The sequence below is a fragment of the Gordonia bronchialis DSM 43247 genome, from assembly GCF_000024785.1.
In the GTDB taxonomy this organism is placed as follows: domain Bacteria; phylum Actinomycetota; class Actinomycetes; order Mycobacteriales; family Mycobacteriaceae; genus Gordonia; species Gordonia bronchialis.
Genome location: NC_013441.1, coordinates 3,223,634 through 3,247,381, shown reverse-complemented (window position 1 = coordinate 3,247,381; position 23,748 = coordinate 3,223,634). Strand labels below are relative to the sequence as shown.

20 protein-coding genes are annotated in these 23,748 nt (G+C 69.5%); 16 read left to right on the top strand and 4 right to left on the bottom strand.

The annotated features are described in order from the left end of the window. Positions 1-3: 3 nt before the first annotated feature. Positions 4-1,134, bottom strand: a complete 1,131-nt coding sequence (locus GBRO_RS15070) for a polyprenyl synthetase family protein (RefSeq protein WP_012834756.1) — start codon at positions 1,132-1,134, stop codon at positions 4-6. Between the two features lie 11 nt (positions 1,135-1,145). Between GBRO_RS15070 and GBRO_RS15065 the strand changes: the two genes are divergently transcribed. Continuing rightward, complete coding sequence (locus GBRO_RS15065; protein ID WP_041919916.1) at positions 1,146-2,159, top strand: methylenetetrahydrofolate reductase; 1,014 nt, start codon at positions 1,146-1,148, stop codon at positions 2,157-2,159. Between the two features lie 20 nt (positions 2,160-2,179). Here GBRO_RS15065 and GBRO_RS15060 read toward each other — a convergent pair whose 3' ends face one another. The 3 genes from GBRO_RS15060 to GBRO_RS15050 are packed head-to-tail and all read right to left on the bottom strand — an operon-like array spanning position 2,180 to position 5,432. Then, positions 2,180-3,112 carry an LppM family (lipo)protein gene (locus GBRO_RS15060; protein ID WP_012834754.1) on the bottom strand — a complete coding sequence of 311 codons (933 nt, stop codon included), beginning with the start codon at positions 3,110-3,112 and terminating at the stop codon, positions 2,180-2,182. Then, positions 3,109-4,764, bottom strand: coding sequence for a phytoene desaturase family protein (locus tag GBRO_RS15055; RefSeq protein WP_012834753.1), 1,656 nt, complete (start codon positions 4,762-4,764; stop codon positions 3,109-3,111). Before GBRO_RS15055 ends, GBRO_RS15060 begins: the two co-directional genes overlap by 4 nt. Then, entirely contained in the window at positions 4,761-5,432 is a 672-nt protein-coding gene (locus GBRO_RS15050; RefSeq protein WP_012834752.1) for a GNAT family N-acetyltransferase, read from the bottom strand. Before GBRO_RS15050 ends, GBRO_RS15055 begins: the two co-directional genes overlap by 4 nt. Before the next feature lie 286 nt (positions 5,433-5,718). Between GBRO_RS15050 and GBRO_RS15045 the strand changes: the two genes are divergently transcribed. The 15 genes from GBRO_RS15045 (at position 5,719) to ftsZ (ending at position 23,743) form a co-directional block, all read left to right on the top strand. Further along, positions 5,719-6,216 (top strand): SAV_6107 family HEPN domain-containing protein, encoded by a 498-nt coding sequence (locus GBRO_RS15045; protein ID WP_012834751.1) that lies wholly within the window; start codon positions 5,719-5,721, stop codon positions 6,214-6,216. A gap of 185 nt (positions 6,217-6,401) precedes the next feature. Then, positions 6,402-6,800, top strand: a complete 399-nt coding sequence (locus GBRO_RS15040) for a DUF3040 domain-containing protein (protein ID WP_012834750.1) — start codon at positions 6,402-6,404, stop codon at positions 6,798-6,800. 502 nt (positions 6,801-7,302) lie between these two features. Continuing rightward, on the top strand, positions 7,303-7,743 hold the full coding sequence (gene mraZ / locus GBRO_RS15035; protein WP_012834749.1) for a division/cell wall cluster transcriptional repressor MraZ: 441 nt from the start codon (positions 7,303-7,305) through the stop codon (positions 7,741-7,743). Between the two features lie 212 nt (positions 7,744-7,955). Further along, positions 7,956-8,897: a 16S rRNA (cytosine(1402)-N(4))-methyltransferase RsmH gene (rsmH, locus tag GBRO_RS15030; RefSeq protein ID WP_231140566.1), complete on the top strand. Its 942-nt coding sequence runs from the start codon at positions 7,956-7,958 to the stop codon at positions 8,895-8,897. After that, positions 8,894-9,694 (top strand): hypothetical protein, encoded by an 801-nt coding sequence (locus tag GBRO_RS15025; protein WP_012834747.1) that lies wholly within the window; start codon positions 8,894-8,896, stop codon positions 9,692-9,694. Before rsmH ends, GBRO_RS15025 begins: the two co-directional genes overlap by 4 nt. Before the next feature lie 84 nt (positions 9,695-9,778). Further along, positions 9,779-11,683, top strand: a complete 1,905-nt coding sequence (locus tag GBRO_RS15020; RefSeq protein ID WP_012834746.1) for a peptidoglycan D,D-transpeptidase FtsI family protein — start codon at positions 9,779-9,781, stop codon at positions 11,681-11,683. Between the two features lie 103 nt (positions 11,684-11,786). Next, on the top strand, positions 11,787-13,457 hold the full coding sequence (locus GBRO_RS15015; protein ID WP_012834745.1) for a UDP-N-acetylmuramoyl-L-alanyl-D-glutamate--2,6-diaminopimelate ligase: 1,671 nt from the start codon (positions 11,787-11,789) through the stop codon (positions 13,455-13,457). Next, positions 13,454-14,026 (top strand): UDP-N-acetylmuramoyl-tripeptide--D-alanyl-D-alanine ligase, encoded by a 573-nt coding sequence (locus tag GBRO_RS15010; RefSeq protein ID WP_223374510.1) that lies wholly within the window; start codon positions 13,454-13,456, stop codon positions 14,024-14,026. The genes GBRO_RS15015 and GBRO_RS15010 overlap by 4 nt, the downstream gene beginning before the upstream one ends. Further along, positions 14,023-15,120, top strand: a complete 1,098-nt coding sequence (gene mraY, locus GBRO_RS15005; RefSeq protein ID WP_012834744.1) for a phospho-N-acetylmuramoyl-pentapeptide-transferase — start codon at positions 14,023-14,025, stop codon at positions 15,118-15,120. Before GBRO_RS15010 ends, mraY begins: the two co-directional genes overlap by 4 nt. After that, the gene (gene murD / locus GBRO_RS15000; RefSeq protein WP_012834743.1) at positions 15,113-16,651 is read left to right on the top strand and encodes a UDP-N-acetylmuramoyl-L-alanine--D-glutamate ligase; all 1,539 of its coding nucleotides are present in this window, start codon (positions 15,113-15,115) and stop codon (positions 16,649-16,651) included. Before mraY ends, murD begins: the two co-directional genes overlap by 8 nt. A 359-nt stretch (positions 16,652-17,010) precedes the next feature. Then, positions 17,011-18,723: a putative lipid II flippase FtsW gene (gene ftsW, locus GBRO_RS14995; protein ID WP_012834742.1), complete on the top strand. Its 1,713-nt coding sequence runs from the start codon at positions 17,011-17,013 to the stop codon at positions 18,721-18,723. A 50-nt stretch (positions 18,724-18,773) separates the two neighbouring features. Further along, entirely contained in the window at positions 18,774-19,988 is a 1,215-nt protein-coding gene (murG, locus tag GBRO_RS14990; protein ID WP_041920562.1) for an undecaprenyldiphospho-muramoylpentapeptide beta-N-acetylglucosaminyltransferase, read from the top strand. Positions 19,989-20,064: 76 nt separating this feature from the next. Further along, positions 20,065-21,654: a UDP-N-acetylmuramate--L-alanine ligase gene (gene murC / locus GBRO_RS14985; protein ID WP_012834740.1), complete on the top strand. Its 1,590-nt coding sequence runs from the start codon at positions 20,065-20,067 to the stop codon at positions 21,652-21,654. Then, positions 21,651-22,349, top strand: coding sequence for a cell division protein FtsQ/DivIB (locus GBRO_RS14980; RefSeq protein WP_012834739.1), 699 nt, complete (start codon positions 21,651-21,653; stop codon positions 22,347-22,349). Before murC ends, GBRO_RS14980 begins: the two co-directional genes overlap by 4 nt. Positions 22,350-22,573: 224 nt before the next feature. Beyond that, positions 22,574-23,743: a cell division protein FtsZ gene (gene ftsZ / locus GBRO_RS14975; RefSeq protein WP_012834738.1), complete on the top strand. Its 1,170-nt coding sequence runs from the start codon at positions 22,574-22,576 to the stop codon at positions 23,741-23,743. Positions 23,744-23,748 lie beyond the last annotated feature (5 nt).

The following is a 23,748-nucleotide window of genomic DNA, read 5'->3' as shown; positions in this document are numbered from 1 at the left end:
CGATCACGCCTCGCGGTGCGCGGTGCGGTGGGCGACCGCGGTGAGTTCGCTGCGGATCTGTGGGCCGATGTCTGCGCGGGCGAGCACCGACAACGCCGACGTGAGGAGTTCGGAGATGGTGGACTCGACCTCGTCGACGGCTCCGACGTCGACGAGAATCGAACGCGCCGAATCAAGTTCGTCGTCGGAGAGCTCACGGCCGATGGCGTCGCGCAACTGTGCGGCGAGGCGGGGACCGGTGTCGCCGGCGCGACGCAGCGCGGTCGCGAGCAGGGCGGTCCGCTTGCCTGAGATGAGGTCGTCGCCGGACGGTTTGCCGGTCCGGGCCGGGTCGCCGAAGACGCCGAGCAGGTCGTCGCGCAGTTGGAAGGCGATCCCCAGATCGTGACCGACCGACCGCAGATCGGCGATGAGATCGGCCGGCGCCCCGGCCATCCGGGCACCGAGCTCCAGGGGCCTGGCCACGGTGTAGGCGGCGGTCTTGTACTCCATCACCTGATACGCGGCCTGCACCGACTCGTCACCGGCCGCCTCGTTCACGATGTCGAGGTACTGCCCACCGAGCACCTCGGTGCGCATCGACGCCCAGGTGGCGCCCACCGGCGCGGGCAGCGGGGTCGCGTCGTCGTCGGGTGCCGCACCCGGAGCGAGTCCATGGACGAGGTCGTCGGCCCAGGCGAGGGCGAGATCTCCGGCGAGGATTGCCGCGGCGACGCCGAAACCGCCGGGGTCGCCCGACCACTGCCGGTCGCGGTGGCGGTGCTCGAAGTCGCGGTGAACGGTCGGCCGGCCGCGCCGGGTGTCGGAGCGGTCGATGATGTCGTCGTGGATGAGGGCGCAGGCCTGCACCAGCTCGAGTGCCGCGCATACCCGCAAGGTGTCGGCGGCCTCAGCTGCGTCGGCCCCCGCGGCGCGAGCGCTGATCCCACACCGCCATCCGGCGTAGACGAACACCGGACGGATGCGTTTGCCGCCCTGCAGCACGAAGTCCCGGACCACCTCGGCGGCCGCGCCGACGGCGGGGGAGATCGCTTCCGCGACGGGGAGTGCGGCAGCGAAGAACTCGCGCAGCCGCGCCTCGACGGCGGCGGGCACCTCGTCGAGCGAGGTGGGCGTCGGGATCGTGGAGGTCACCCTGTCAGGCTATGCGACACCATCCGTATCATGGTCGGGTGACTCCAACCGTTCCGGACCGCGCAGGTCAGCCCCGATCCGGCTGTGCGCCGTCGATCGTCGAACGCCTGTCGGCACCGCATCGCGGGCCGGTGCCGTTCTCGGTCGAGTTCTTCCCGCCCCGCGACGCCGAGGCCGAGGGACGGCTGTGGCGTGCGGTGCGCATCTTCGAGCGGCTGTCACCGGCGTTCGTGTCCATGACCTACGGCGCGGGCGGCTCGACCCGCGACCGGACCGTGCGGATCACCGGGGAGCTCGCCGCGCAGACCACGTTGCTGCCGGTGGCGCACCTGACCGCGGTCAACCACAGCATCGCCGAGTTGCGCGCCCTCGTCGGCGCCTATGCCGATCAGGGGATCACCAACATCCTCGCGTTGCGCGGTGATCCGCCGGGCGATCCCCTCGGCGAGTGGGTCGCGCACCCCGAGGGCGTCGAGTACGCGGAAGAACTCGTGCGGCTCATCGACACCCTGGGCGATTTTCACGTCGGTGTCGCCTCGTTCCCCGAGGGCCACCACCGCGCGCCCGACCTCGACCACGACACCGCGAACCTGGTCCGCAAGTTGCGCGCCGGTGCCGAATATTCGATCACCCAGATGTTCTTCGACGTCGAGCATTTCCTGCGGCTGCGTGACCGGCTGGCGGCCGCCGATGCCGAGCAGGCCGCCAAACCACTGATCCCCGGCCTGATGCCGATCACCTCGCTGGCCAGTGTGCGGCGCATGGTGGAGCTGTCCGGGTCGGTGCTGCCGCCTACCGTCGAGGAACGCCTCTCGACGGCCGCCGGTGACGGTCCCGAGGAGGATCGCGCCGCGGTCCGCGCGGTGGGTATCGACCTGGCCACCGAGATGGCGCAGCGGCTCATCGCCGAAGGCGTGCCGTGCCTGCACTTCTGCAGCCTCAACTTCGCGAAGGCGACCAGCGAGGTGCTCGAACGTCTCGGGGTGGACGTCCGCGACGCCCTCGGCGCCCCGGTCGGAGCCTGAGGCCGTCAAGCTCCGGCCGGTCAGCTCTGGTCTGCCCGTGTCGTGTTGCCAGCCGTCGTGTTGCCGGCTGTCGTGCTGCCGGTTTTCGCTGAGCTGCCGGCCTTCGCCGAGGTCGCCGACGACGACGCGGTGCCGGTCGTCGACTTGGGGCTACCGCCAGTCTTCTTCGGGCGTCCCGGACGCGGGCTGCGATCACGTGACTGGTAGGCGATCACGATGATCACGATCACGACGATCACACAGACGATGGCGATGAACCACGACCAGCTGCTGACCGCCGCGGTCGCCGGATCCGGATAGGTGGCGTCCGCGCTGAAGTCCGACGGTTTGCCCGGCTCGGGGGTCCAGGTGACCGAGGACTCGCCGGTCTGCTCGCCGTTGGTGGCGGTGATCGGTCCGGCGAAGGTGACCGTCAACTGGACGAAATCCCGTTGCGCGTTGAGATCGGAGAGATCGGTGGTGCCGCGGAACCGCACCACCTCGCCGCTGCGTTTGGCGTCCAGATCCATGGTCACCGCGGTGTCGCCGAAGGCGTCGGCGACGATGTTGCCGAGCTGCCCGAACTGGCCTGCGGTCAGTCCGGAGAACGTGGCGCGGGTGCCGACCCGGGTGGCCCGATCCTCTTCGGACGGCAGGCCCGGCGTGCTCCTCGGTGCCGTGGTGGTCGTGCTCGCGCCGGACGGGGGCGTCGACGCGCCCGCCGGTTGCGGCGTCTCGCGGTAGTCGGTGATCGAGACCCGCGAGGCCATCGACTCGGGCAGGTCGAGCTTCGGCGCGCCGCGCGGATTGTCCGGTGAGGTCGCGACGATGACGGTGCCGGAGTAGCGGTCACCGACGGTCGTCGAGCGTTCGAGACAGCCGGAGAGCAGCGGGGAGGCGACCAGCATGATCAGGGCCGCCACCATCGAGAGCCGGCGGGTCGCCGCGCGGGGTGAGGATCGCACGATGCTCATCGTGCCAGACCGCCACGCCACCGGCCGCCAGCGCCGCGTGGGCGTGTGCGCGTTCGGCGTCCGCGCAGCGCCATGGCCGCCACGATCCGTCCGCTCGCCCCGGTGACGCCGCCGCCGGGATGCATCGAGGCACCGGCGAGCAGGACGCCGTCGGCGCCGGGGACCCGGTGCGTGGCGAGGTCGGGATGCGGGCGCCACCGGAACATCTGGTCGATCGACATCTCCACATGCATGATGTTGCCGCCGACCATCCCCAGCTCGGATTCCAGCAGCCGGGGCGTCTGGATGTGGGTGTGTTCGATGGAGTCACTGAATCCCGGTGCGTGCCGGTCGATCTCGGCTCGGATGGCCTCAGCGGCACGCCGGCCCGACGTCGCCCAGTCGGGGTCACCGGTGAGCCGGTACGGATGCCACTGGGCCCACAGGGTGATCAGGTGCCGGTCGGGCGGGGCGAGGGTCGGGTCGATGGCGGAGTAGCTCATCGCGACGCAGGCGGGGCGCTCGGGCAGTTCCCCGACCGCTGCGGCGGCATTCGCGCGGATCAGGTGTGCGCGCTCGGTGACCAGCAGGCCGAGTCCGGAGTGCACGCCGTGGGCGGGCAGGCCGGACGGCAGATCACGGTAGACGGGTAACGCGCTTGTGCCCAGGCGCACCGCCATCCCGATGCCGTTGCCCACCACGATCGAGTCCCGCCAGCGTCGGATGGTCGTCGGGTCGTATCCGCCGGCGGCCAGGAGGTCCAGCGTGGTCAGGACATGGCAGGCGGCGATCACGACGCGGGTACACCGGCTCGGTGCGCCGGCGGCGTCGATGCGCCAGTGGTCACCGCACCGGGTGATCGAGCGAGCGGGCGTGCCAAGGTGCACGGTGCCACCGTGGGCGGTGAGTCGCGTGATCAGAGCGTCCGCGAGGGCGCCGCTGCCGCCGACGGCGCGGCCCGGCGGGATGGTGTGCATCAGTGCGGCGAAACCGACCATCGGTGCGGTACCGGGTGCGCTCATCGGCGGACCTGACTGGGCACCGAACCAGGCCAGCCCGGCCTTGAGGTGTTCCGAGGAGAACCACCGGTCGAGCAGTGCGTCACCCGACCCCATCAGTTCCTGGGTCAGCGCCGCCATCCGGCCGGTTCGCCGGGTGACGACTCCGCGCCACGCGGTGTCCGCGGTGCCGTCGAGCCCGAGGAAGGTGGTGCCGAACCGGCCCGTGGTCGGCGGGCGGTAGAAGGCGCGCATCACTGCCCGGGCCCGCGGGGTCCAGGTCGCGACGAAACGTCGATAGGCGGCGGCATCGGCTGCGCCGCAAGCGCGTTCGATCGACGCGCAGGTCGCGTCGAGGTCGGTGCGGAACACGATCGCAGGGGCCGATCCGGTGGCCGGGATGAACGCCCACGGGTCGCAGTCCACATAGCGCAGACCGGCATCGGTGAGCCGCAGCTCGTCGATGACGGGGGAGTGCCGGATCATCAGGTGCGCCGACGACCCGCGGTCGACCCGGTAGCCCGGGAACCGTTCCACCGTGGAGGTGGCGCCCCCGGCGACGGTGTCGCGTTCGATCACCGCGACATCGCGCCCGGCCTGTGCCAGATACGCCGCGGCCACCAGCCCGTTGTGGCCGGCGCCGACGACGACGGCGTCGTGAACCGGGTGGGTCACCGGCCCGGTCCGCCCGGCGAGCCCGGGATCGGCGGGGCGGGCAGCGGCAGCCGGCGGCCGAGGAAGGCGAAGGGGCGGGGGTCGCCGGTGAAGGTGAAATCGCGCAACACGTCGGTGAATCCCATCCGGCGATACAGCGACCACGCCCGGTTGCGCTCGTCGGGGATCTCAGGGGTGGACAGCAGGACCCGGGCCTCGTGACGCTCGGCGAGCAGCCGCCGCAGGAGCAGCTGTCCTATCCCGCGTCCCTGGACGGTCGGATGTACGTGGAGTTCGGTGAGTTCGAAGTAGTCTGCCGCGATCGCGTCGACCGCCTCGGGCGGGTATCCGCGCCTGCGCAGGCCGTGCCGGAGTTGCTGATTCCACCATTGGTCCGGCGCGCCGGTGTAGCCGTAGGCGATCCCGACGAGGAGATCGTTCTCGGTGGAGCCCACCGGCGAGGCCACGCGTCGTCGGGCTCCGGGCTGTGTGTGGGCCTCGTGGGGGGCCACGGTGAGGACGGCGCCGAAGGCGCGCCAGCCGGGTCGTCCGATGTGGTCGCGCCACAAGGCGGCGCGGTGGATCTCGGTGCCGCGCGGATACTCCATCGCGGTGACATAGATGTCGAGAGCGGGCTCGAGCCACACGCGGGCATCCTGCCCGGTGAGGGTGACCAGCCGGATCGTCAACGCGTCGCTGTCCTTTCTGTGCCGGGAAGGAGTGTCGGTGTCGCGGTGTTCAATGCTGATGAGTGTGGCGATGGTTCCCGGTGGCCGACCGAGTGTGATTTTGGAGCGGGACCCCGCGGACGCCTTGAACCTGAGCGCGGAGCTAGCTATATTGAACGTGTCGAACGGGTGTTCGATGAATGTGCCTCCGCAAGCTGTTCACCGTCACACCCGACGACGCCGCGGTCCGGCGGTGGGCGAGGGAAGCGCCTGCCGCCGGATCGCCTGACGACCTCCGGGAGGAACGATGCAGTACAACAGCTCGCGGCGCCGCTCCGTCACCGGGCGCGATGCGAGGGCGACCCGGCCCGTCGTGGATCCGATCATGGTGAGCCGGTCACGAGATCTGTTGGAACGTGCGTACGTCCTGCTCGACAACGCCGACGGTGTGGCCGACGGCGCAGAGCGGTTCCGCCAGTACTACCTGGCCGCTCTGCGGGGCGCGGGTGCGGCGCTGGCCGTCTACGAGCCCCCGGGCCGTCCGCGTCGTCGCGGCTCGGCCAACGCGTGGTCGCGGATCGCCGTCGTCGCACCGGCACTGGCTGGCGAGGCGGACGTGTTCGCGTCGCTGTCGCCCACCCGGATGCGCATCGAATCGGGAATCGTCCGAACGATCGACACGAAGTATGTGACCGCGATGCGGGCGGCGGTGACCGGATTCCTGCGCCGCGTGGAGGATCTGATCATCGCCTACGAGCAGGGACGGCTCGAACAACAGACGGATGCGATGGGTCACACCGCGTGACCGTTGCTGCCGGCCGACGGTCCGCGTGGTCGTTGCGGCGACGAGATCGGCGCCTAGCGGCAGGTTATGGTGGTCGCCGCTGCATTCACCTCGTATCATGGAACCAGAGCGGGCGCATTCGTTCCGAACGTGCCCCTGGGTGACGTCGCCTTCGGCGTCAGCGGTCCGTTGGAGAAGGAGGGTCGGTGCCACTTTCGGAGCACGAGCAGCGCATGCTCGAACAGATCGAAAACGCTCTGTACGCGGAAGACCCCAAGTTTGCGTCCAGTGTCAAGCGTCGGCGCCTCGGCCGGGCGAGCGGCCGTCGGCGGCTGCAGGCCGTCGCGGTCTTCGTCCTCGGGTTGGTGCTTCTCGTCGGGGGCCTCATCGTGGGGGTCCGCATCGGCGGGTTCCCCATCGTCAGCCTCATCGGCTTCCTGGTGATGTTCGGTGCGGGTCTTTTCGCCCTCTGGGGCGGGGGCAGCCCGGCCGGTGGCGACCACGGCCGACGCTCGGGCAAGAAGTCGGGCACCGCGAGCGGGCCCAAGCGCAAGCTGTCCGAGCGGATGGAAGAGCGTTTCAATCGCCGCTTCGAGCAGGAGTAGACATCCGCTCGTATTGAGCTGAACCCCTGGCGCTGAAACCCGCTCAGCGCTCACGACCCCACACGAGAGCCGCACACCGTGACCGGTGTGCGGCTCTCGTCGTGTGCGCGCCGCGACGACGTCTGTAGGCGCGGGCCCGGGCAGGCGGAAGGTGCACGCGGGCGGCGTCGGGCGTGCGGCTTTGGGCGGCGCCCCACCTCCCCCCACTACTGCCCCCACATCGCCCCACCCGGATGCCCCACATTGCCCCACCACGGACAAAATGCCGGCGACCAACCTCTCTCAAGCCTCATTTGTCACTCTGATCACGCCTAGCACGCGCCCGAACACGCCGGGGCGCAGATCGTCACCCACCCGGTATCAGTCCTCTGAACTGGTAATTCACTGGTGAGTCAATGACGCTGTGGCCTTCAGGGGTGGAAAGTGGAGGAAAGTGGGGTACTGTGGCAGCACCGGGTGAGGCAGACCGGAATGCCGAACCCGGTGGGCGGGAGGTGCCGACATGTCAGTGCGATTCGTCGGTACCTACACGCCCAAGCTGGACGACAAGGGGCGGCTCACGTTGCCCGCACGGTTCCGCGACGCATTGGCAGGAGGAGTGATGGTCACCAAAGGCCAGGACCACAGCCTGTCGGTGTATCGAGCCGAGGAGTTCGATGTGATCGCGGGGAAGATCGTGGAGGCGTCGCGCAACGATCCCGAGGCGCGCGCTTTCCAGCGGTACTTCTTCGCCAGCTCGGAAGAGCAGCGACCCGACGGACAGGGCCGGATCACGTTGTCCGCCGATCATCGGTCGTACGCGGGACTGTCCAAGGAATGTGTGGTGTTCGGCAGTTTCGATCACCTGGAGATCTGGGATGCGGCCGCTTGGCGCGACTACCAGAGCCAACACGAGGAGAACTTCTCGGCTGCGAACTCGGCCGCGTTGAACGCGGTCCTGTAGGCGAGATGACGGGCGGACAGATGAGCAGGGCTTCGGGTGGTACGAGGCCCCGGCCCGGTTCGACCCTGGCGTACTTCCCCAACGCCAGGTGCGTGACCGGACCGGGACCCCGCCCCACCCGACGAATTCCGAGGGGTGCTGCCGTGGACGCACAGATCGGCGATCAGGGCGATGATCGCGACCACGGCCACCTCCCGGTGCTGGCCGCCCGGATGGCCGAGCTCCTCGCCCCCTCCCTCGAGTCCGGCGATGAGCGTGTTCTCGTCGACGCCACCCTCGGCGCCGGCGGGCATGCCGAACTCATGCTGAACCGTTTCCCGAACCTGCGACTCGTCGGAATCGACCGCGACGCACACGCGCTGGCCATAGCGGAGAAGCGCCTGGCGCCCATGGCCGACCGGATCTCGTTGCACCAGGCCAGATTCGACCAGCTGCCCCAGGTGCTGGCTGACGCCGCGATCGACGGAATCGACGGAGCTCTCTTCGATCTCGGCGTGTCGTCGATGCAACTCGACCAACCCGGTCGCGGTTTCGCCTACGCCATCGACGCGCCCCTGGACATGCGGATGAACGACGAGGACGGATTGACCGCCGCCGATGTCCTCAACACCTACTCGCACGGCGAATTGGCCCGCGTCCTGTCCGAATACGGTGAGGAACGCTTTGCCGGCCGGATCGCGTCGGCCGTCATCGCCGAACGCGAGAAGGAGCCCTTCACCACCAGTGCGCGTCTGGTTGCCCTTCTGTACCAGGCGATTCCGGCGGCCACCCGCCGCACCGGCGGACATCCGGCCAAGCGGACGTTCCAGGCATTGCGGATCGAGGTGAACCACGAACTCGACGCGATCCGTGCCGCCGTGCCGGCCGCGCTGGATGCCACCCGTGTGGGTGGACGCGTCGCAGTGATGAGCTATCAGTCGCTCGAGGATCGAATCATCAAGCGCGAGTTCGCAACCCGAACCACCTCCACATCGCCTCGGGGTTTGCCGGTGGAATTACCCGGTACCGCACCGCGGTTCCGGCTCATCACGCGTGGTGCCGAGCGGCCCGACGCCGCCGAACTCGAACGCAATCCGCGTTCGGCTCCGGTGCGAGTCCGGGTAATCGAACGGGTCGCCGCGGATCACACGGCCGAAAGGGGTTCACGGGCATGACAATCCTGCAGGATGCACCCCAGGAGAAGGTGTCGTCGGGGCAGCGTGAACGCCGAGCCGAGCGTCGTCGTCGGGTCGAATCGGACCGCCCCACCCGCTCGGCCGCAGCCGAACGGGCGTTGGAGCGTCGTCGTCGCCGTGTCGAGGCCGATGCCCCTGTCCGGCAATCGCGGACACGGGCATCGACGGCCCCCCGAACGTCGCTGCGCGAACAGCTCCGGCACATCCCGTTCGTGGTGCCGGTGATCCTGATCCTCGTGTTCGGTCTCGGACTCAGCCTCTGGCTGTCCACCCGCGCGGCACAGGACTCCTACGAACTCGGGGTACAGCGCAAGACGAATCAGTCCCTCAACGATCAGGTCGACGCGCTGAAGCGGGATTATGAATCTGGCGACTCGGCACCCGAATTGGCCTACAAGGCAGCACAACTCGGAATGATCCCGGCGCAGAATCCGGCCCGGATGGTCGTCGAGCCCGGCAAACGGCCACGGGTCGTCGGCACGCCGACGCCGGCCACCGGGGTCCCGATGCCGCCGCTGAACAAGCGGACCACACCGGAACCCACTGCGACCATCGATCCCCGGCAGGTCGACGACTCGATCGGCCTCGGCGGTCCCTCCGGGCAGCCGAGCGGCACCCAGAACCCCTCTGTACCAACACCGTCGGCCACCACACCGTCGGCCGCAACACCCTCGGCCACAACTCCTTCTGCGCCGACGCCGTCACCCACCCCGTCCGTGGACGACTCGGTGGTACCGAGCACCGATCCCATCCCGTCGCCGGGGGCAACTCCCTGATCATCCGACGGTCACACCCGGCAATCGCAACCCGCCGACCGCAAATTCCGGGGAATGCCCTTGATCCGGTGGACAATTGACGTCATGAAACGTGCGACAACCGACCGTCCCGGCGCCCGCGGGACCGGTGGGCACAACCGGCTGCGTCCGGCACCGCGATCGGCGTCCGCCGGAGCGGCGCCGCACGGACCGCAGACCTTCTTCTTCCGCGCCCGCATTGCCGGTGCGCTGGTGGTCCTCGCCGTGATCGCAGTGGCCGTACGGATGATCATCGTGCACACCATCGACGCGCCGTCCATCGCGGCCGAGGCCGCCCAGCAGCGCGAGTACACGCAGATCCTCACTGCCAAGCGGGGTTCCATCCTCGACCGGAACGGACGTCCGCTGGCCTACACCGACGAGGCCCGCGCGCTGACCTTTCTGCCGCGCGCCGTACGCAAATCGATCGATGCCGAACACCGGGACAATCCGGCACTTCCCGACGCGAACACCCGGCTGCGGGAGATCGCCCACGGGGTCTCGGAGGCCCTCGGTGGGTCGATCGCCGAGCCGGACATCCTGGCCAAGCTCACCAGCGACGAGACCTTCGTCTACCTCGCACGGTCGGTGAGTCCGGACGTCGCGGCCAAGATCACCACGGAGTATCCCGAGGTCGGTGCCGACCCGCAGAGCATCCGGCTCTATCCCGGCGGCTCGCTGGCCGCCAATGTCGTCGGTGACGTCAACTACGACGGCAACGGGCTGATCGGGCTCGAGGCGTCGCTGGACTCACTTCTGGCCGGCACCAACGGTTCCAAGACCTATGACCGCGGTTCGGACGGTGCGATCATCCCGGGCAGTACCCGCAACGTCCATCCGGCCATCGACGGCGCGACGGTCCGCCTGACGCTCGACGCGGATCTGCAGTGGTACGTGCAGAGTGCGGTCGCACGGGCCAAGGTCGCCTCGGGTGCGCGCGGCGCATCGGTCGTGGTGCTCGATTCGCACACCGGCGAGGTGCTCGCGATGGCCAATGACGGCACTTTCAACGCGTCGCGGCCGCTGTCTGAGCAACCCGATGCAGACCTCGGGAATCCCTCGGTCACATCGCCTTTCGAGCCGGGCTCGGTCAACAAGATCATCGCTGCGACAGCTGCCATCGAATACGGCATCACCACGCCCACCGAGGTTCATCGTGTTCCGGGGAGTATCCGGATGGCCGGGGTCACCGTGAACGACGCCTGGTCGCACGGCGTGGAGCCATACACCACCACCGGCATCTTCGGGAAGTCCTCCAACGTCGGCACGCTGATGCTGGCCCGGCAGATCGGTGAGGAACGCTTCGCGGACATGGTCAATCGCTTCGGCCTGGGCCAGCGGACCGGGGTGGGCCTGCCCGCGGAGAGCGCCGGAGAGGTGCCCGCGCTGAGTCAGTGGTCGGGTGGTTCCTTCGCCAACCTGCCCATCGGGCAAGGACTTTCGATGACCTTGCTGCAGATGACCGCGATGTATCAGGCGATCGCCAACGACGGGCTGCGGGTGCCCCCACGAATCATGCTGTCCGAACAGCGAGACGGTGGCGCCGACCGGCCGGCCATCCGGCCCGACCCGGTGCGCGTGGTGGACCCGACGACGGCCCGCACCGTGCGCGACATGTTCCGGGCGGTGATCCAGGACGATCCGATGGGCATCCAGAACGGGACCGGCGCCAAGGCAGCGGTCGCCGGCTATCAGGTGTCCGGCAAGACCGGCACCGCCCAGCAGGTCGACCCGTCGTGCGGCTGCTACTCCAATTCGCGTTACAACATCACTTTCGCCGGGATCGCGCCCGCCGACGACCCGCGGTTCGTGATCGGCATCATGCTCGACAACCCGCGCCGCAGCTCGGACGGCTCCGGGGGCCAGTCGGCCGCGCCGCTGTTCAGTTCGATCGCGTCGTGGATGTTGCAGCGCGACCGGATTCCGCAGTCGCCACGGCCCACACCGAGACTCGTCCTGACGGCCGGCTGAGTCCGGGCAAGCCCGACGGGCGATCCCACCGCCACGTCGTCCACACCGGGTGAGCCGGTATCGTGAGTTCGTTCCGGGACCGGAGTGAGGAGGCGGATACGCAATGGCGTCTGGTCGTCGTCCCTCCCGTGGCACGTCGAAGGCCGGTCGGCAGGTGTCCGCAGCGCTGCGGCCGACGAGCGTCGCGCCCACCGCGGTGTCAGTTCTCTCGACGTCCACCGGGGCCCGCCTCGACCTGATCGGTGGTGCCGAATCCGCTACCGAGGTCACCGGCGTCACGCTGCGCGCGCAGGAGGTGCGCAGCGGTGATCTGTTCGCGGCGCTGCCCGGAAGCACCACCCACGGAGCCCGATTCGCCGCCGATGCGGTCGCCGCGGGCGCGACCGCGATCCTCACCGATCCGGCCGGCCGGGCCGAACTGTCGCGCGTGCTGCCGCCCGAGGCGTCCGTGGTGGCGCTTGTGCACCCGGAGCCGCGGACGGTCCTCGGCGGCGTGTCGGCACGGATCTACGGCAATCCCTCCCAGCGACTCAAACTGATCGGCATCACCGGCACGTCCGGCAAGACCACGACCTCGTACATGGTGGAGGCGGCATTGCTGGCCGCCGGCTCGTCGGTAGGACTGATCGGCACGGTCGAGACCCGCATCGACGGTGTGGCGCAGCCGAGTTCGCTGACCACACCGGAGGCCCCGACCCTGCAGGCACTGCTGGCGGTGATGCTCGAGCGCGGCGTCGACGCGGTGGTGATGGAGGTGTCGAGCCACGCCCTGGCCCTCGGCCGGGTCGACGGATCGCATTTCGCACTGGGCGCCTTCACCAACCTGTCCCAGGATCACCTCGACTTCCACCCGACGATGGCCGCCTACTTCGAGGCCAAGGCGCAGTTATTCGTTCCGTCGTCCCCGGTCCACGCGGTCCGATCGGTCATCTGCGTCGACGACGAGTGGGGCGCCCGGATGGCCGAACTCGCACGTCCGGCCGCGCGTCAGAGTGCACGGCAGCCGGTCACGGTGTCGACCGGAGGGGTACCCGCGCAGTGGCATGCCGCGGAGTCCGTCGTCGACGCCGACGGAACGTCGCGCACCCCGATCACCGGGACGGACGGTGACGCCGAACTCGTCGTCCCGCTGCCCGGGCGATACAACGTGGCCAACGCGTTGCTCGCGGTCGCGGTCGCCGACTGCGCGGGGGTGGACGCGGCGACGGCGATCGGTGCGATCGCGACGGTGTCGGTACCGGGCCGACTTCAGCGGGTCGATCGGGGACAGCCGTTTCTCGCGCTCGTCGACTATGCCCACAAACCCGGAGCGGTGCAGGCCGTGCTCGCGACCCTGCGAGCACAGGCGGCGGCGCGCGCCGAGGCGGGTCGGGTGGCCATCGTGATCGGTGCGGGCGGTGACCGTGACACCGCCAAGCGGCCGCTCATGGGGGAGGCAGCGGCCCGCGGCGCCGAATTCGTCGTGGTCACCGACGACAACCCGCGCACCGAGGACCCCGCGGCCATCCGGGCCGAGGTTCTGGCCGGGGCGCGGGCCGTCGGACGGGCGGACCGGCCGGCCGGCGCGGAGGAGGTCCGTGAGGTGGGCGGGCGCGCCGAGGCCATCGCCACGGCCCTGCACTGGGCGCGGCCGGGCGACACCGTGCTCATCGCGGGCAAGGGACATGAGACGGGACAGGAGATCAACGGGGTGAAACATCCCTTCGACGATCGAGACGTGGTCGCGCAGGTCCTCGACGGTCTGGTGACCGACGACGCGGACGGTGACGCATGACCGATCCGACGCCGGCCACCGGCCACGAGGTTGCGCCGCCGCTGACCGTGATCACCGCTCCCACCGGGGTCACCGCCGCGCAGGTGCGGGTGCTGCTGCGCACCCTCGCCGAGGTGCGCGATGCGCTGCGCGCCTCCGCCGAGAGCGGCCGCACCCCGCGGACGTGGGCGTGGCTGGGCGAACTCGCCGTCGATGCGGGACTCACCGAGAACGAGGCCGTCGTCGAACACGATCACGTGGGGCGACTCGCCGTGCGTCTGGCCGTCGACAAGACCCTGTGCGTCGGTGACTCCCGGTCGGTCCGCGCGCTGACCCAGGGGGCGGTCATGGAAGGCTCATGGGGCGACGAGGTGCGTCTGGTGGAGTCCACCGAGGAGGCACGTGAGCTTGTGCGCGACGACCCGGATTGGCGGCCGGGGGCCGCAGACGTGATACTCGTGGCCGCCGACCGAACCGATCTGGCCGGTCTGCTCGGCGGGGTGGCCGCCGAACTGGGACTGGCCGTCCGGTCTTACGACAGCACCGACGAGCACGCCGGACCAACACCGACCAAGGGGGATGAGCAGTGATACAGATTCTCATCGCGGGTGCGATCGCGGTGGCCGTCTCCATCCTGCTGACACCCGTGCTCATCAAGGTCTTCTCGCGTCAGGGCTTCGGCCAGGAGATCCGCGTCGAGGGTCCCAAGAGTCACCAGACCAAGCGGGGCACCCCGTCGATGGGTGGGGTGGCCATCATCGCGGCCCTCTGGGTGGGCTACTTCGGCGCCCACCTGGCGGGTCTGTTCCTCGACGGCGGCAACGGCCCCACGGCGTCGGGCCTGTTGGTCCTGGGACTGGCCACCGTCCTCGGCGGCGTCGGATTCCTCGACGACATCATCAAGATCCGCAAACACCGCAACCTCGGGTTGAACAAGACCGCCAAATCCATCGGACAGTTCGCCGCGGCGATCCTGTTCGGTGTGCTCGTCCTGCAGTTCCACAACGAGTACGACTACACGCCGGCCAGCACCAACCTGTCGTATGTGCGTGACATCAACGCGATCTCGATGGGCTCGGTCGCCTTCGTGGTGTTCTGTTGGCTGGTGGTCGCGGCCTGGTCGAACGCGGTGAACTTCACCGATGGCCTCGACGGTCTCGCCGCCGGTTCGATGGCGATGGTGCTCGGGTCCTACGTGTTGGTCACGTTCTTCCAGTTCGTCAACGCCTGCCGCGGCGGCGTGAAGTCGACCACGGAGATCTCGCGCGCCTGTTATCCCGTGCGCGACCCGCTCGATCTGGCCCTGATCGCCGTCGCCGGTGGAGGTGCCTGCCTGGGGTTCCTGTGGTGGAACGCGGCCCCGGCCAAGATCTTCATGGGCGACACCGGCTCGCTGGCACTCGGCGGCATGCTCGCCGGCATCTCGATCTGTTCGCGCACCGAACTGCTTGCCGTCGTGATCGGGGCGCTCTTCGTCGCCGAGATCATGTCGGTGGTCATCCAGATCGCGTTCTTCCGCACGACGGGCAGACGGGTGTTCCGGATGGCGCCCTTCCACCACCACTTCGAACTCGGCGGTTGGGCGGAGACCACGGTGATCATCAGGTTCTGGCTGCTCACCGCCATCGCGTGTGCGCTGGGTCTGTCGCTGTTCTACGGCGAGTTCCTCACCACCAATGGCTGAGCCGTTGATCCTCGACGGCCGGGCCGTGGTGGTCGCCGGCGCCGGCACCGCAGGCATGTCGGCCGCGCGGTTTCTCCTCGACGCGGGGGCGTTCGTGACGCTGGCCGACGCGCGGTTCGCCGGCGAGGTGGCCGGGTCGCAGATACCGGGTGCTGCCGAACTCCGTGATCGCGGTGCCGGACTCGTCACCGTCGATGATCTGCTCGCCGACGACGACTGGACCGCGCGCACCGATCTGGTGGTGGTGTCGCCGGGTTTCGCGCCGACTCACCCCGTGGCCGTCGCCGCGGCGGACGGATCCGTTCCGGTGTGGGGCGAGGTGGAGCTCGCCTGGCGGGTGGACCGCGCCGGCATCCTCGGCCCGCCGCGCACGTGGCTGGTCGTCACCGGGACCAACGGCAAGACGACCACCACCTCGATGCTCGCCGACATCGTCGTCGCGGGAGGACGTTCGGGTATCGCTTGCGGCAACATCGGGTTGCCGGTCCTCGACGCGATGCTGATGGCGCCGCGCGTGGATGTCCTGTGCGCCGAGCTCTCGTCCTTCCAATTGCACTGGGCACCGTCGGTGCGTCCCGACGCCGGGGTGGTCCTCAACGTCGCCGAGGATCACCTGGACTGGCATGGCGGTTTCGACGGGTACGCCGGCGCCAAGACGCGTGCGCTGACCGGCGCCGTGTCGGTCGTCGGGCTCGACGACGAGGTGGCCGGAGGGCTCCCGACGCAGGGCCGGCGCGTGGGATTCACCCTCGGTGAGCCGGGGCCCGACGACCTCGGCGTCGTCGGGGCCGAGCTGGTGGACCGGGCCTTCGGTTCCGGTGTCCTGCTCGCCGCCGAGGCCATCCACCCGCCCGGTCCGTCCGGTCTGTCCGACGCGCTGGCCGCCTCGGCGCTGGCGCTGGCCGCCGGCGTCGACCGCGCGGCCGTCGCCGACGCGCTCACCGCGTTCCGCCCGGCAGGCCACCGCGGAGAGGTCGTCGCCGAGAGCGCGGGGATTCGCTTCGTCGACGACTCCAAGGCCACCAACCCGCATGCCGCACAGGCGGCGATCGCCGGATTCGACCGGGTCGTCCTGATCGCCGGCGGACTGCTCAAGGGTGCGTCGGTCGACCGGATGATCGATGCCGTCCGCCATCGTCTCGCCGGCGTCGTCGCCATCGGCCAGGATCGGGACATCATCGTCGACGCGATCGCGCGACACGCCCCAGAAGTCCCAACAGTCACAGTATTCACAGGGGACGATGGCGGGGTGAACGTCCATCGCATGGCTTGCGCCCGGAATCTGGCTTCAGCCCGGAATCACGCGGACCCCGTCTCGCCCGGATCGCCCACCGATCCGGCCGTCGCGGTCATGGATCGCGCCGTCGTCGAGGCCTGGCATCTCGCCGGTGCCGCGGACCCGACACCACAGGCAGTGCTGCTGGCGCCGGCCGCCGCGTCGTTGGACATGTTCGCCGGATACGGCCGACGCGGCGACGCGTTCGCGGCCGCTGCCCGGCGTCTGGCCGACGACGAGGCGTCCCGACGATGAGCCCCCGCACCGACACCGACACCGACACACCCGACCCGAAATCGTCCGGCGACCAGCCGGAACCAGACGCCATCAGTGCCGACGGCGCGGCGACGGGGACCGCCGGCCGGGCCGTCGGCGATCCGGACGCGGACGGCGATCCCGGCGCACCCGGCGACGAATCCGCTTCGAAGTCCGACGGCAGCTCCCGCGGTTCCCGTACCCCGAAGGCGGGCACCGCACGGGGAGACCGGAAAACCCGTGACTCGACCACGCGGGAAGGGTCCGCCCGAGAAGCCACCGACCGCACGTCGGCCACGGGTACGCCGTCGACTCGCACTTCCGCCACTCGCACGTCCACGCTGACCGGTGCCCGCGCCATGGCGACCACCACCGTCGAGGCCGCCCGGTCCGCGGCGGCGGTGGGTGCCTCCGCGCCGGCCGCGATCGCCGAGGCCATCCGCAACCTGCTGGCGCGCCCGCTCGCGTCCTATCACCTGATTGTGACGATGGCCTTCCTGCTCACCAGCTTCGGTCTGGTCATGGTGCTCTCGGCGTCGTCGGTGGAGGGCTATTCCAAGGAGGGATCGGCCTACGGGCTGTTCTCCACCCAGGTGATCTTCGCGTTCCTCGGGTTCTTCGTCTTCTACCTCACGCTGCGGGTGCCGGTTCGCTTCCTGCGACGTGCCGCGGCCCCGCTGATGATCGTCACCACCGTGCTCCTCGCGCTGGTGCTCATCCCCGGTATCGGCACCCTGAGTCAGGGTGCGCGGCGCTGGTTCGTCATCTACGGGCTCTCGGTGCAGCCCTCGGAGCTGGTCAAGGTGGCCCTGTGTGTCTGGGGTGCCCACCTGCTCGCATCACGTCGTCAGGACAACGCGTCATTGCGCGAACTGCTGGTTCCGCTGGTGCCGGTGGGCCTGCTGATCTGTCTGCTGATCATCCTGGAACCCAACCTGAGTACCACCATCACCATCGCGATCATCATCGGTGCGTTGCTGTGGTTCGCGGGACTGCCGATCAAGGTCTTCCTCACCTTCGCGATCAGCGCGATCGGCATCGCGGTGATGTTGGCTCTCGTCGAGGGCTATCGGTCCCAGCGCGTGATGAGCTTCCTCAACAACATCGACGATCCGCAGGGCGCCGGATACCAGGAACGGCAGGCCACCTATGCGCTGGCCAACGGGGGAGTCTTCGGCGTCGGGCTCGGGCAGAGCCGGGCCAAGTGGAACTATCTGCCCAACGCCCACAACGACTTCATCTTCGCGATCATCGGTGAAGAACTCGGTCTGCTCGGCGGTCTGCTCGTCGTCTTCCTGTTCGTGGTGCTCGCCTACGTCGGGTTCCGCATCGCGCACCGTTCGACCGATCCGTTCCTCCGATTGATGTCGGCCACCATCACGGTGCTCATCACCGCGCAGGCACTGATCAACATCGGCTACGTGATCGGGCTGCTGCCCGTCACCGGAATCCAGTTGCCGCTGTTGTCGGCCGGCGGTACCTCCACCCTCACCATCCTCGCGATGCTGGGCCTGCTGGCCAACGCGGCCCGGCACGAACCGGAGGCGGTCGCCGCGCTCACCACCGGGCGTCCGTCGCGGATGTCGCGCCTGCTCCGGCTGCCCACTCCGGTGGCCTACCGCAAGACGCGTGCGGAGAACCTGCGCGACCGGATGGACCGCAAGCGCACCGGCACACCGCATCGGCCCCCGCGCGGTGTCCGTGGCCGGTCGGCGCAGCCATCCGCCCGCGGCCGGGGTGCTCGCGACCAGGTTCGGCAGGAGTCGCCCAAGCGCGGCTTCACTCCGCCGTGGCGCCGGTCGCAGACACCGCCGAGCCCGCCGCCGCGGACGCGGCAGACGGCCGCCGGGTCGGGCGCCGGGTCGTGGTCGCGGGTCGACTACCGTGGCGGGTACCGGGACATCGGATCGGCCTCCCCGCGTGCTCGCCGCGCGCACGGGCAACCCGAGCGACCACGGACCACCGCCGGTTCGTGGGGTACGAGCCACCGTGATGCGAGCCACCGGGATACGAGCTACCGGGGCACGAGCCATCGGGGAGCTGTGCCCCGTCGGCCCGCAGGGTCCCGGTGACGACAGGGCGTGCGGAGCGCGCCAGAGCCTACGATCAGGTGGATGTACGCGTGAGTTCGGCTGCAGGACAAAAGGATACGAGCGCCTCGAGGCCACTGTCGGTGGTGGTTGCCGGCGGTGGTACCGCGGGTCACATCGAGCCGGCGCTCGCCGTCGCCGACGCCGTCGCCCTGCTCGACCCCACCGCCCGGATCACCGCGCTGGGCACCCATCGCGGTCTCGAGGTCACTCTGGTGCCCGAGCGCGGATACGACCTCGAACTCATCCCGCCGGTGCCGTTGCCACGCAAACCCGGACTCGAGTTGGCCCGCACACCCGCGCGGTTGATCCGGTCGGTCGCCGCGACCCGTCGGGTGCTCGCCGCGGTCGGCGCCGACGTCGTGATCGGCTTCGGCGGCTACGTCGCGCTGCCCGCGTATCTGGCGGCCCGGGCCCACGTCCGGGGAGCCGGCCGAATCCCGATCGTCATCCATGAGGCAAATGCGAGTGCCGGGATCGCGAACAAGGTCGGTGCCCGCTTCGCTGATCGGGTGATGGCGGCCGTCGCCGGATCCGGCCTCGACGACGCCAGTGTGGTGGGCATCCCGGTGCGCGGGGTCCTCGCCGAACTCGACCGATCCGAACTACGTGCCAAGGCCCGGCACTACTTCGGTCTCGCCGACGATGCGCCGACGCTGCTGGTGTTCGGTGGTTCCCAGGGGGCGCAGCGTCTCAACGAGGCGGTCGCCGGAGCGGCGCCCACGCTCGGTGCGGCCGGGATCGGTGTCCTGCACGCCTACGGACCCAAGAACTCGATCGACCCCGAGGTCCCCGACGGCGCTCCGCCCTACCGGGCCGTCGGCTACCTCAAGCGGATGGACCTGGCCTATGCCGCAGCCGACCTCGTCATGTGCCGATCGGGGGCGATGACGGTCGCCGAGGTGTCGGCGACCGGGCTGCCCGCCATCTACGTCCCGCTCCCGCACGGCAATGGTGAGCAACGACTCAACGCGCTGCCCGTCGTCGAGGCCGGCGGTGGGGTGCTGGTGGACAACGACGAGATCACCGCCGACTGGGTGGCCCGCGAGGTGCCCGCCCTGTTGTCCGATGCCGACCGGCTGACCGCGATGTCGCATGCCGCGGCCGGGACCGGACACCGCGACGCGGCGAGTGCGGTCGCCTCGGCGGCCCTCGAGCTCGCCGCGCGTCACCGGGCGGCCGCCGGCTCTCGTCGCGGACGTCGGTCGGGGGCGTTTCGTTCACCGGGTTCGAGCGATCCGCGGTGACAATGGGACAGTGGCGCGACCGCGACGATCCGATCGCGGCGACCGCCGCCCGAGGCGCGCTGCAGGAGGTGACGAGATGACCGATCCCGGAGAGGTCGACTCCCTGCCCGAACAGCTCCGGCGCGTGCACATGGTGGGGATCGGCGGGGCCGGCATGTCGGGTCTGGCCCGCATTCTGCTCGCCCGGGGCGGGCAGGTGTCCGGGTCGGACGCCAAGAACAGCCGCGGCATCCTCGAACTGCGCACACGCGGAGCCCGAATCCAGGTGGGGCACGATCCGTCGGCGCTCGACCAGATCCCGGGCGGCCCGTCGGTGATCGTGACGACCCACGCGGCCATCCCCAAGACCAATCCCGAACTCGTGGCGGCGCGCTCGCGGGGCATCCCGATCCTGTTGCGGCCGCGGGTTCTCGCCGAGCTGATGGCCGGTCATCGCACGCTGCTGATCGCGGGCACCCACGGCAAGACGTCGACGACGTCGATGGCCGTCGTCGCGCTGCAGCATTGCGGCCAGGATCCGTCCTTCGCGATCGGGGGAGAGCTCAACGAGTCGGGCACCAACGCGCATCACGGCCACGACGGAGTGTTCGTCGCGGAGGCCGACGAGAGCGACGGTTCGCTGCTGGAGTACACGCCGGATGTGGTGGTCGTGACCAACATCGACGTCGATCATCTCGATTTCTTCGGCACCATCGAGCGATACGTCGCCGTCTTCGACGACTTCGCCGACCGGATCGTCGACGGCGGGACGCTGGTGGTGTGCCTCGACGATCCCGGTGCCGCAGCACTCGGCGGCCGGGTCGCGGCGCGACTCGGTGACCGCGGCGTCGCGGTACTCGGATACGGCGAAGGCGTGCACGCCGGCCTCGCGCCCGGTGTCCACCACGTGGCGCACCTGCTGTCGTGGTCGGCTTCGGCCACCGGCGGCCAGGCCCGGGTCCGGTTCACCGCACCTCTCGTCGACGAGCCGTCGGAGTTCACCGTCGGACTGACTTTGCCTGGAAAACACATGTCGCTCAACGGAATCGGCGCGATCATCGGGTGCGCCCGGCTCGGTGCCGACCTCGCCGGCGTCATCTCCGGCATCGGGGCGTTCGGGGGGGTGCACCGCCGGTTCGAGTTCCGGGGCCGGTGTGGCGGGGTGGACGTGATCGACGACTACGCACATCATCCGACCGAGGTGGCGGCCGTGCTGACCGCGGCCCGGGACATGGTGACCGCACGCACGGACGGTCCGGCCACCGGCCGGGCGGGACGTGTCATCGCGGTCTTTCAGCCGCACCTGTACTCACGGACGATGGAGTTCGCCGGAGAATTCGCCACCGCACTCGATCACGCGGATGCCGCGGTGATCGCCGACGTCTACGGTGCGCGTGAGCAGCCGATCCCCGGGGTGAGTGGCCGGATCATCGCCGACCGCATGCACATTCCGGCGCAGTTCGCCCCCGACCTGTCGCGGCTGGCCGCACAGGTGGCGCAGATCACCCGGCCCGGGGACATCGTCCTGACGCTGGGGGCCGGTGACATCACCATGCAGGGCCCGGAGATCCTGGCCGCGCTCGAAAATGTCATGCCCGAGGACATCCTGCCCGGGAATGCGGCGCGTGACGACGCCGGGGCCACGGAGGGAGCCGACGAGTCCGACCGTCCGGGACGCGTGTCATGACCGGCGCGCGATCTCGTCGGTCGCGGCTGCTGTTCGGCACGCTGATGGTGATCCTGATCGGCGTCGGTCTGGTGCTGATCGCCTATCTCACTCCGTTGATGTCGGTGCGCAGCACCGAGGTCCGCGACAACAAGGCGGTCCCGACCGACGAGATCCTGTGGGTCGCCGAGGTGCCCGAGGGCACACCGCTCCTGCAGGTCGACACCCGTGCCGTGGCGCAGCGGGTGGCGGCCATCCCGTCGGTGGAATCGGTTCGGGTGCAACGGTCGTATCCGTCCTCGTTGCTGATCACGGTCACCGAGCGCACGCCGGTGGTGATCATCAACGAGGACACCAAGGTGCACGTGCTCGATCGCACCGGGGTGGCGTACCTGAATTACGATCGGCGCCAAGGTGTCCCGCCGGAGATGCTCAAGCTGCCCGAACTCGTCACGCCGACGCCCGGGCCGACCGATCCCACCACCAAGGCGACCCTCGAAGTGGTCTCCGGGCTACCCGAGTCGTTGCTGCGACAGGTGATCCGGGTCTCGGCGACCTCCCCGGTGGCCATCGAACTCACCCTCACCGGCAAGCGCACCGTGGTGTGGGGGGACAGCGAACGCGGTGCCGACAAGGCACGCACGCTGGGGGACATCCTGACCCGGAAGGCGTCGACCTACAACGTCTCGAGTCCGGACTTTCCGGCACTGAAGTGATCCGACGCGGGCCGAAGAGTCCGCTTTCGCGTTCTCCGGCACGATTTCTCGCATCAACTTCACGACACGCCGACGCCGAACCTGGCTCGCGGGCCGTCGGATGCCTAGCGTTCAGTCCAACACGGAACTACTTGACATAACTCTAAATCTATGGTTCAGGTTTAGGGTTTCGTCACCGGATGACCGAGTTAGTCAGTTTTGAGACGAATGAGGAAGGCGAGCGCATGACGCCACCGCACAACTACCTGGCCGTGATCAAGGTCGTCGGCATCGGCGGCGGCGGCGTCAACGCCGTCAATCGGATGATCGAACAAGGACTCAAGGGGGTCGAGTTCATCGCCATCAACACCGACGCGCAGGCGCTGTTGATGAGCGATGCCGACGTCAAGCTCGACGTCGGTCGCGACTCGACCCGTGGTCTCGGCGCCGGTGCCGACCCGGAGGTCGGACGGCGAGCCGCCGAGGACGCGCGCGACGAGATCGAGGAACTGCTCAAGGGTGCCGACATGGTCTTCGTCACCGCGGGCGAGGGTGGTGGCACCGGCACCGGTGGCGCGCCGGTGGTCGCGTCGATCGCGCGCAAGCTCGGCGCCCTCACCGTCGGTGTGGTGACCCGGCCGTTCTCCTTCGAGGGCAAGCGTCGCGGGGGCCAGGCCGAGGCGGGCATCACCGCGCTGCGCGAGTCCTGCGACACGCTGATCGTGATCCCCAACGACCGTCTGCTGCAGCTCGGCGACGCCCAGGTGAGCTTGATGGACGCGTTCCGCAGCGCCGACGAGGTACTGCTCAACGGCGTGCAGGGCATCACCGACCTGATCACCACGCCCGGCCTGATCAACGTCGACTTCGCCGACGTCAAGGGCGTCATGAGTGACGCGGGCAGCGCGCTGATGGGGATCGGTTCGTCGCGCGGCGAGGACCGTGCGAAGAAGGCGGCCGAGTCGGCGATCAACTCGCCGCTGCTCGAGGCGTCGATGGAGGGTGCGCGCGGCGTGCTCATCTCGATCGCCGGCGGCAGTGACCTCGGCCTGTTCGAGATCCACAACGCTGCCACCCAGGTCCAGGAAGCCGCCCACGAGGACGCGAACATCATCTTCGGTACCGTCATCGACGACAACCTCGGCGACGAGGTGCGCGTGACGGTGATCGCCGCCGGATTCGACGGTGGCGCACCGCGCAAGCGCACCGACACTCCCGCCGCGACCGGTCACACCGCGGTCGGTCAGGGACAGGCCGGTGCCGTCACGCCGCCGCGCAAGAACGATCCGCTGTTCAGTGAGATGCCCGCCAGCAAGGGTGACCCCTTTGCCGAACAGCAGCCGGAACCGCCGCGGCGCAACACCGTTCGGCTCGACGACGACGACGTCGACGTACCGTCCTTCATGAAGCGCTGAGCCAC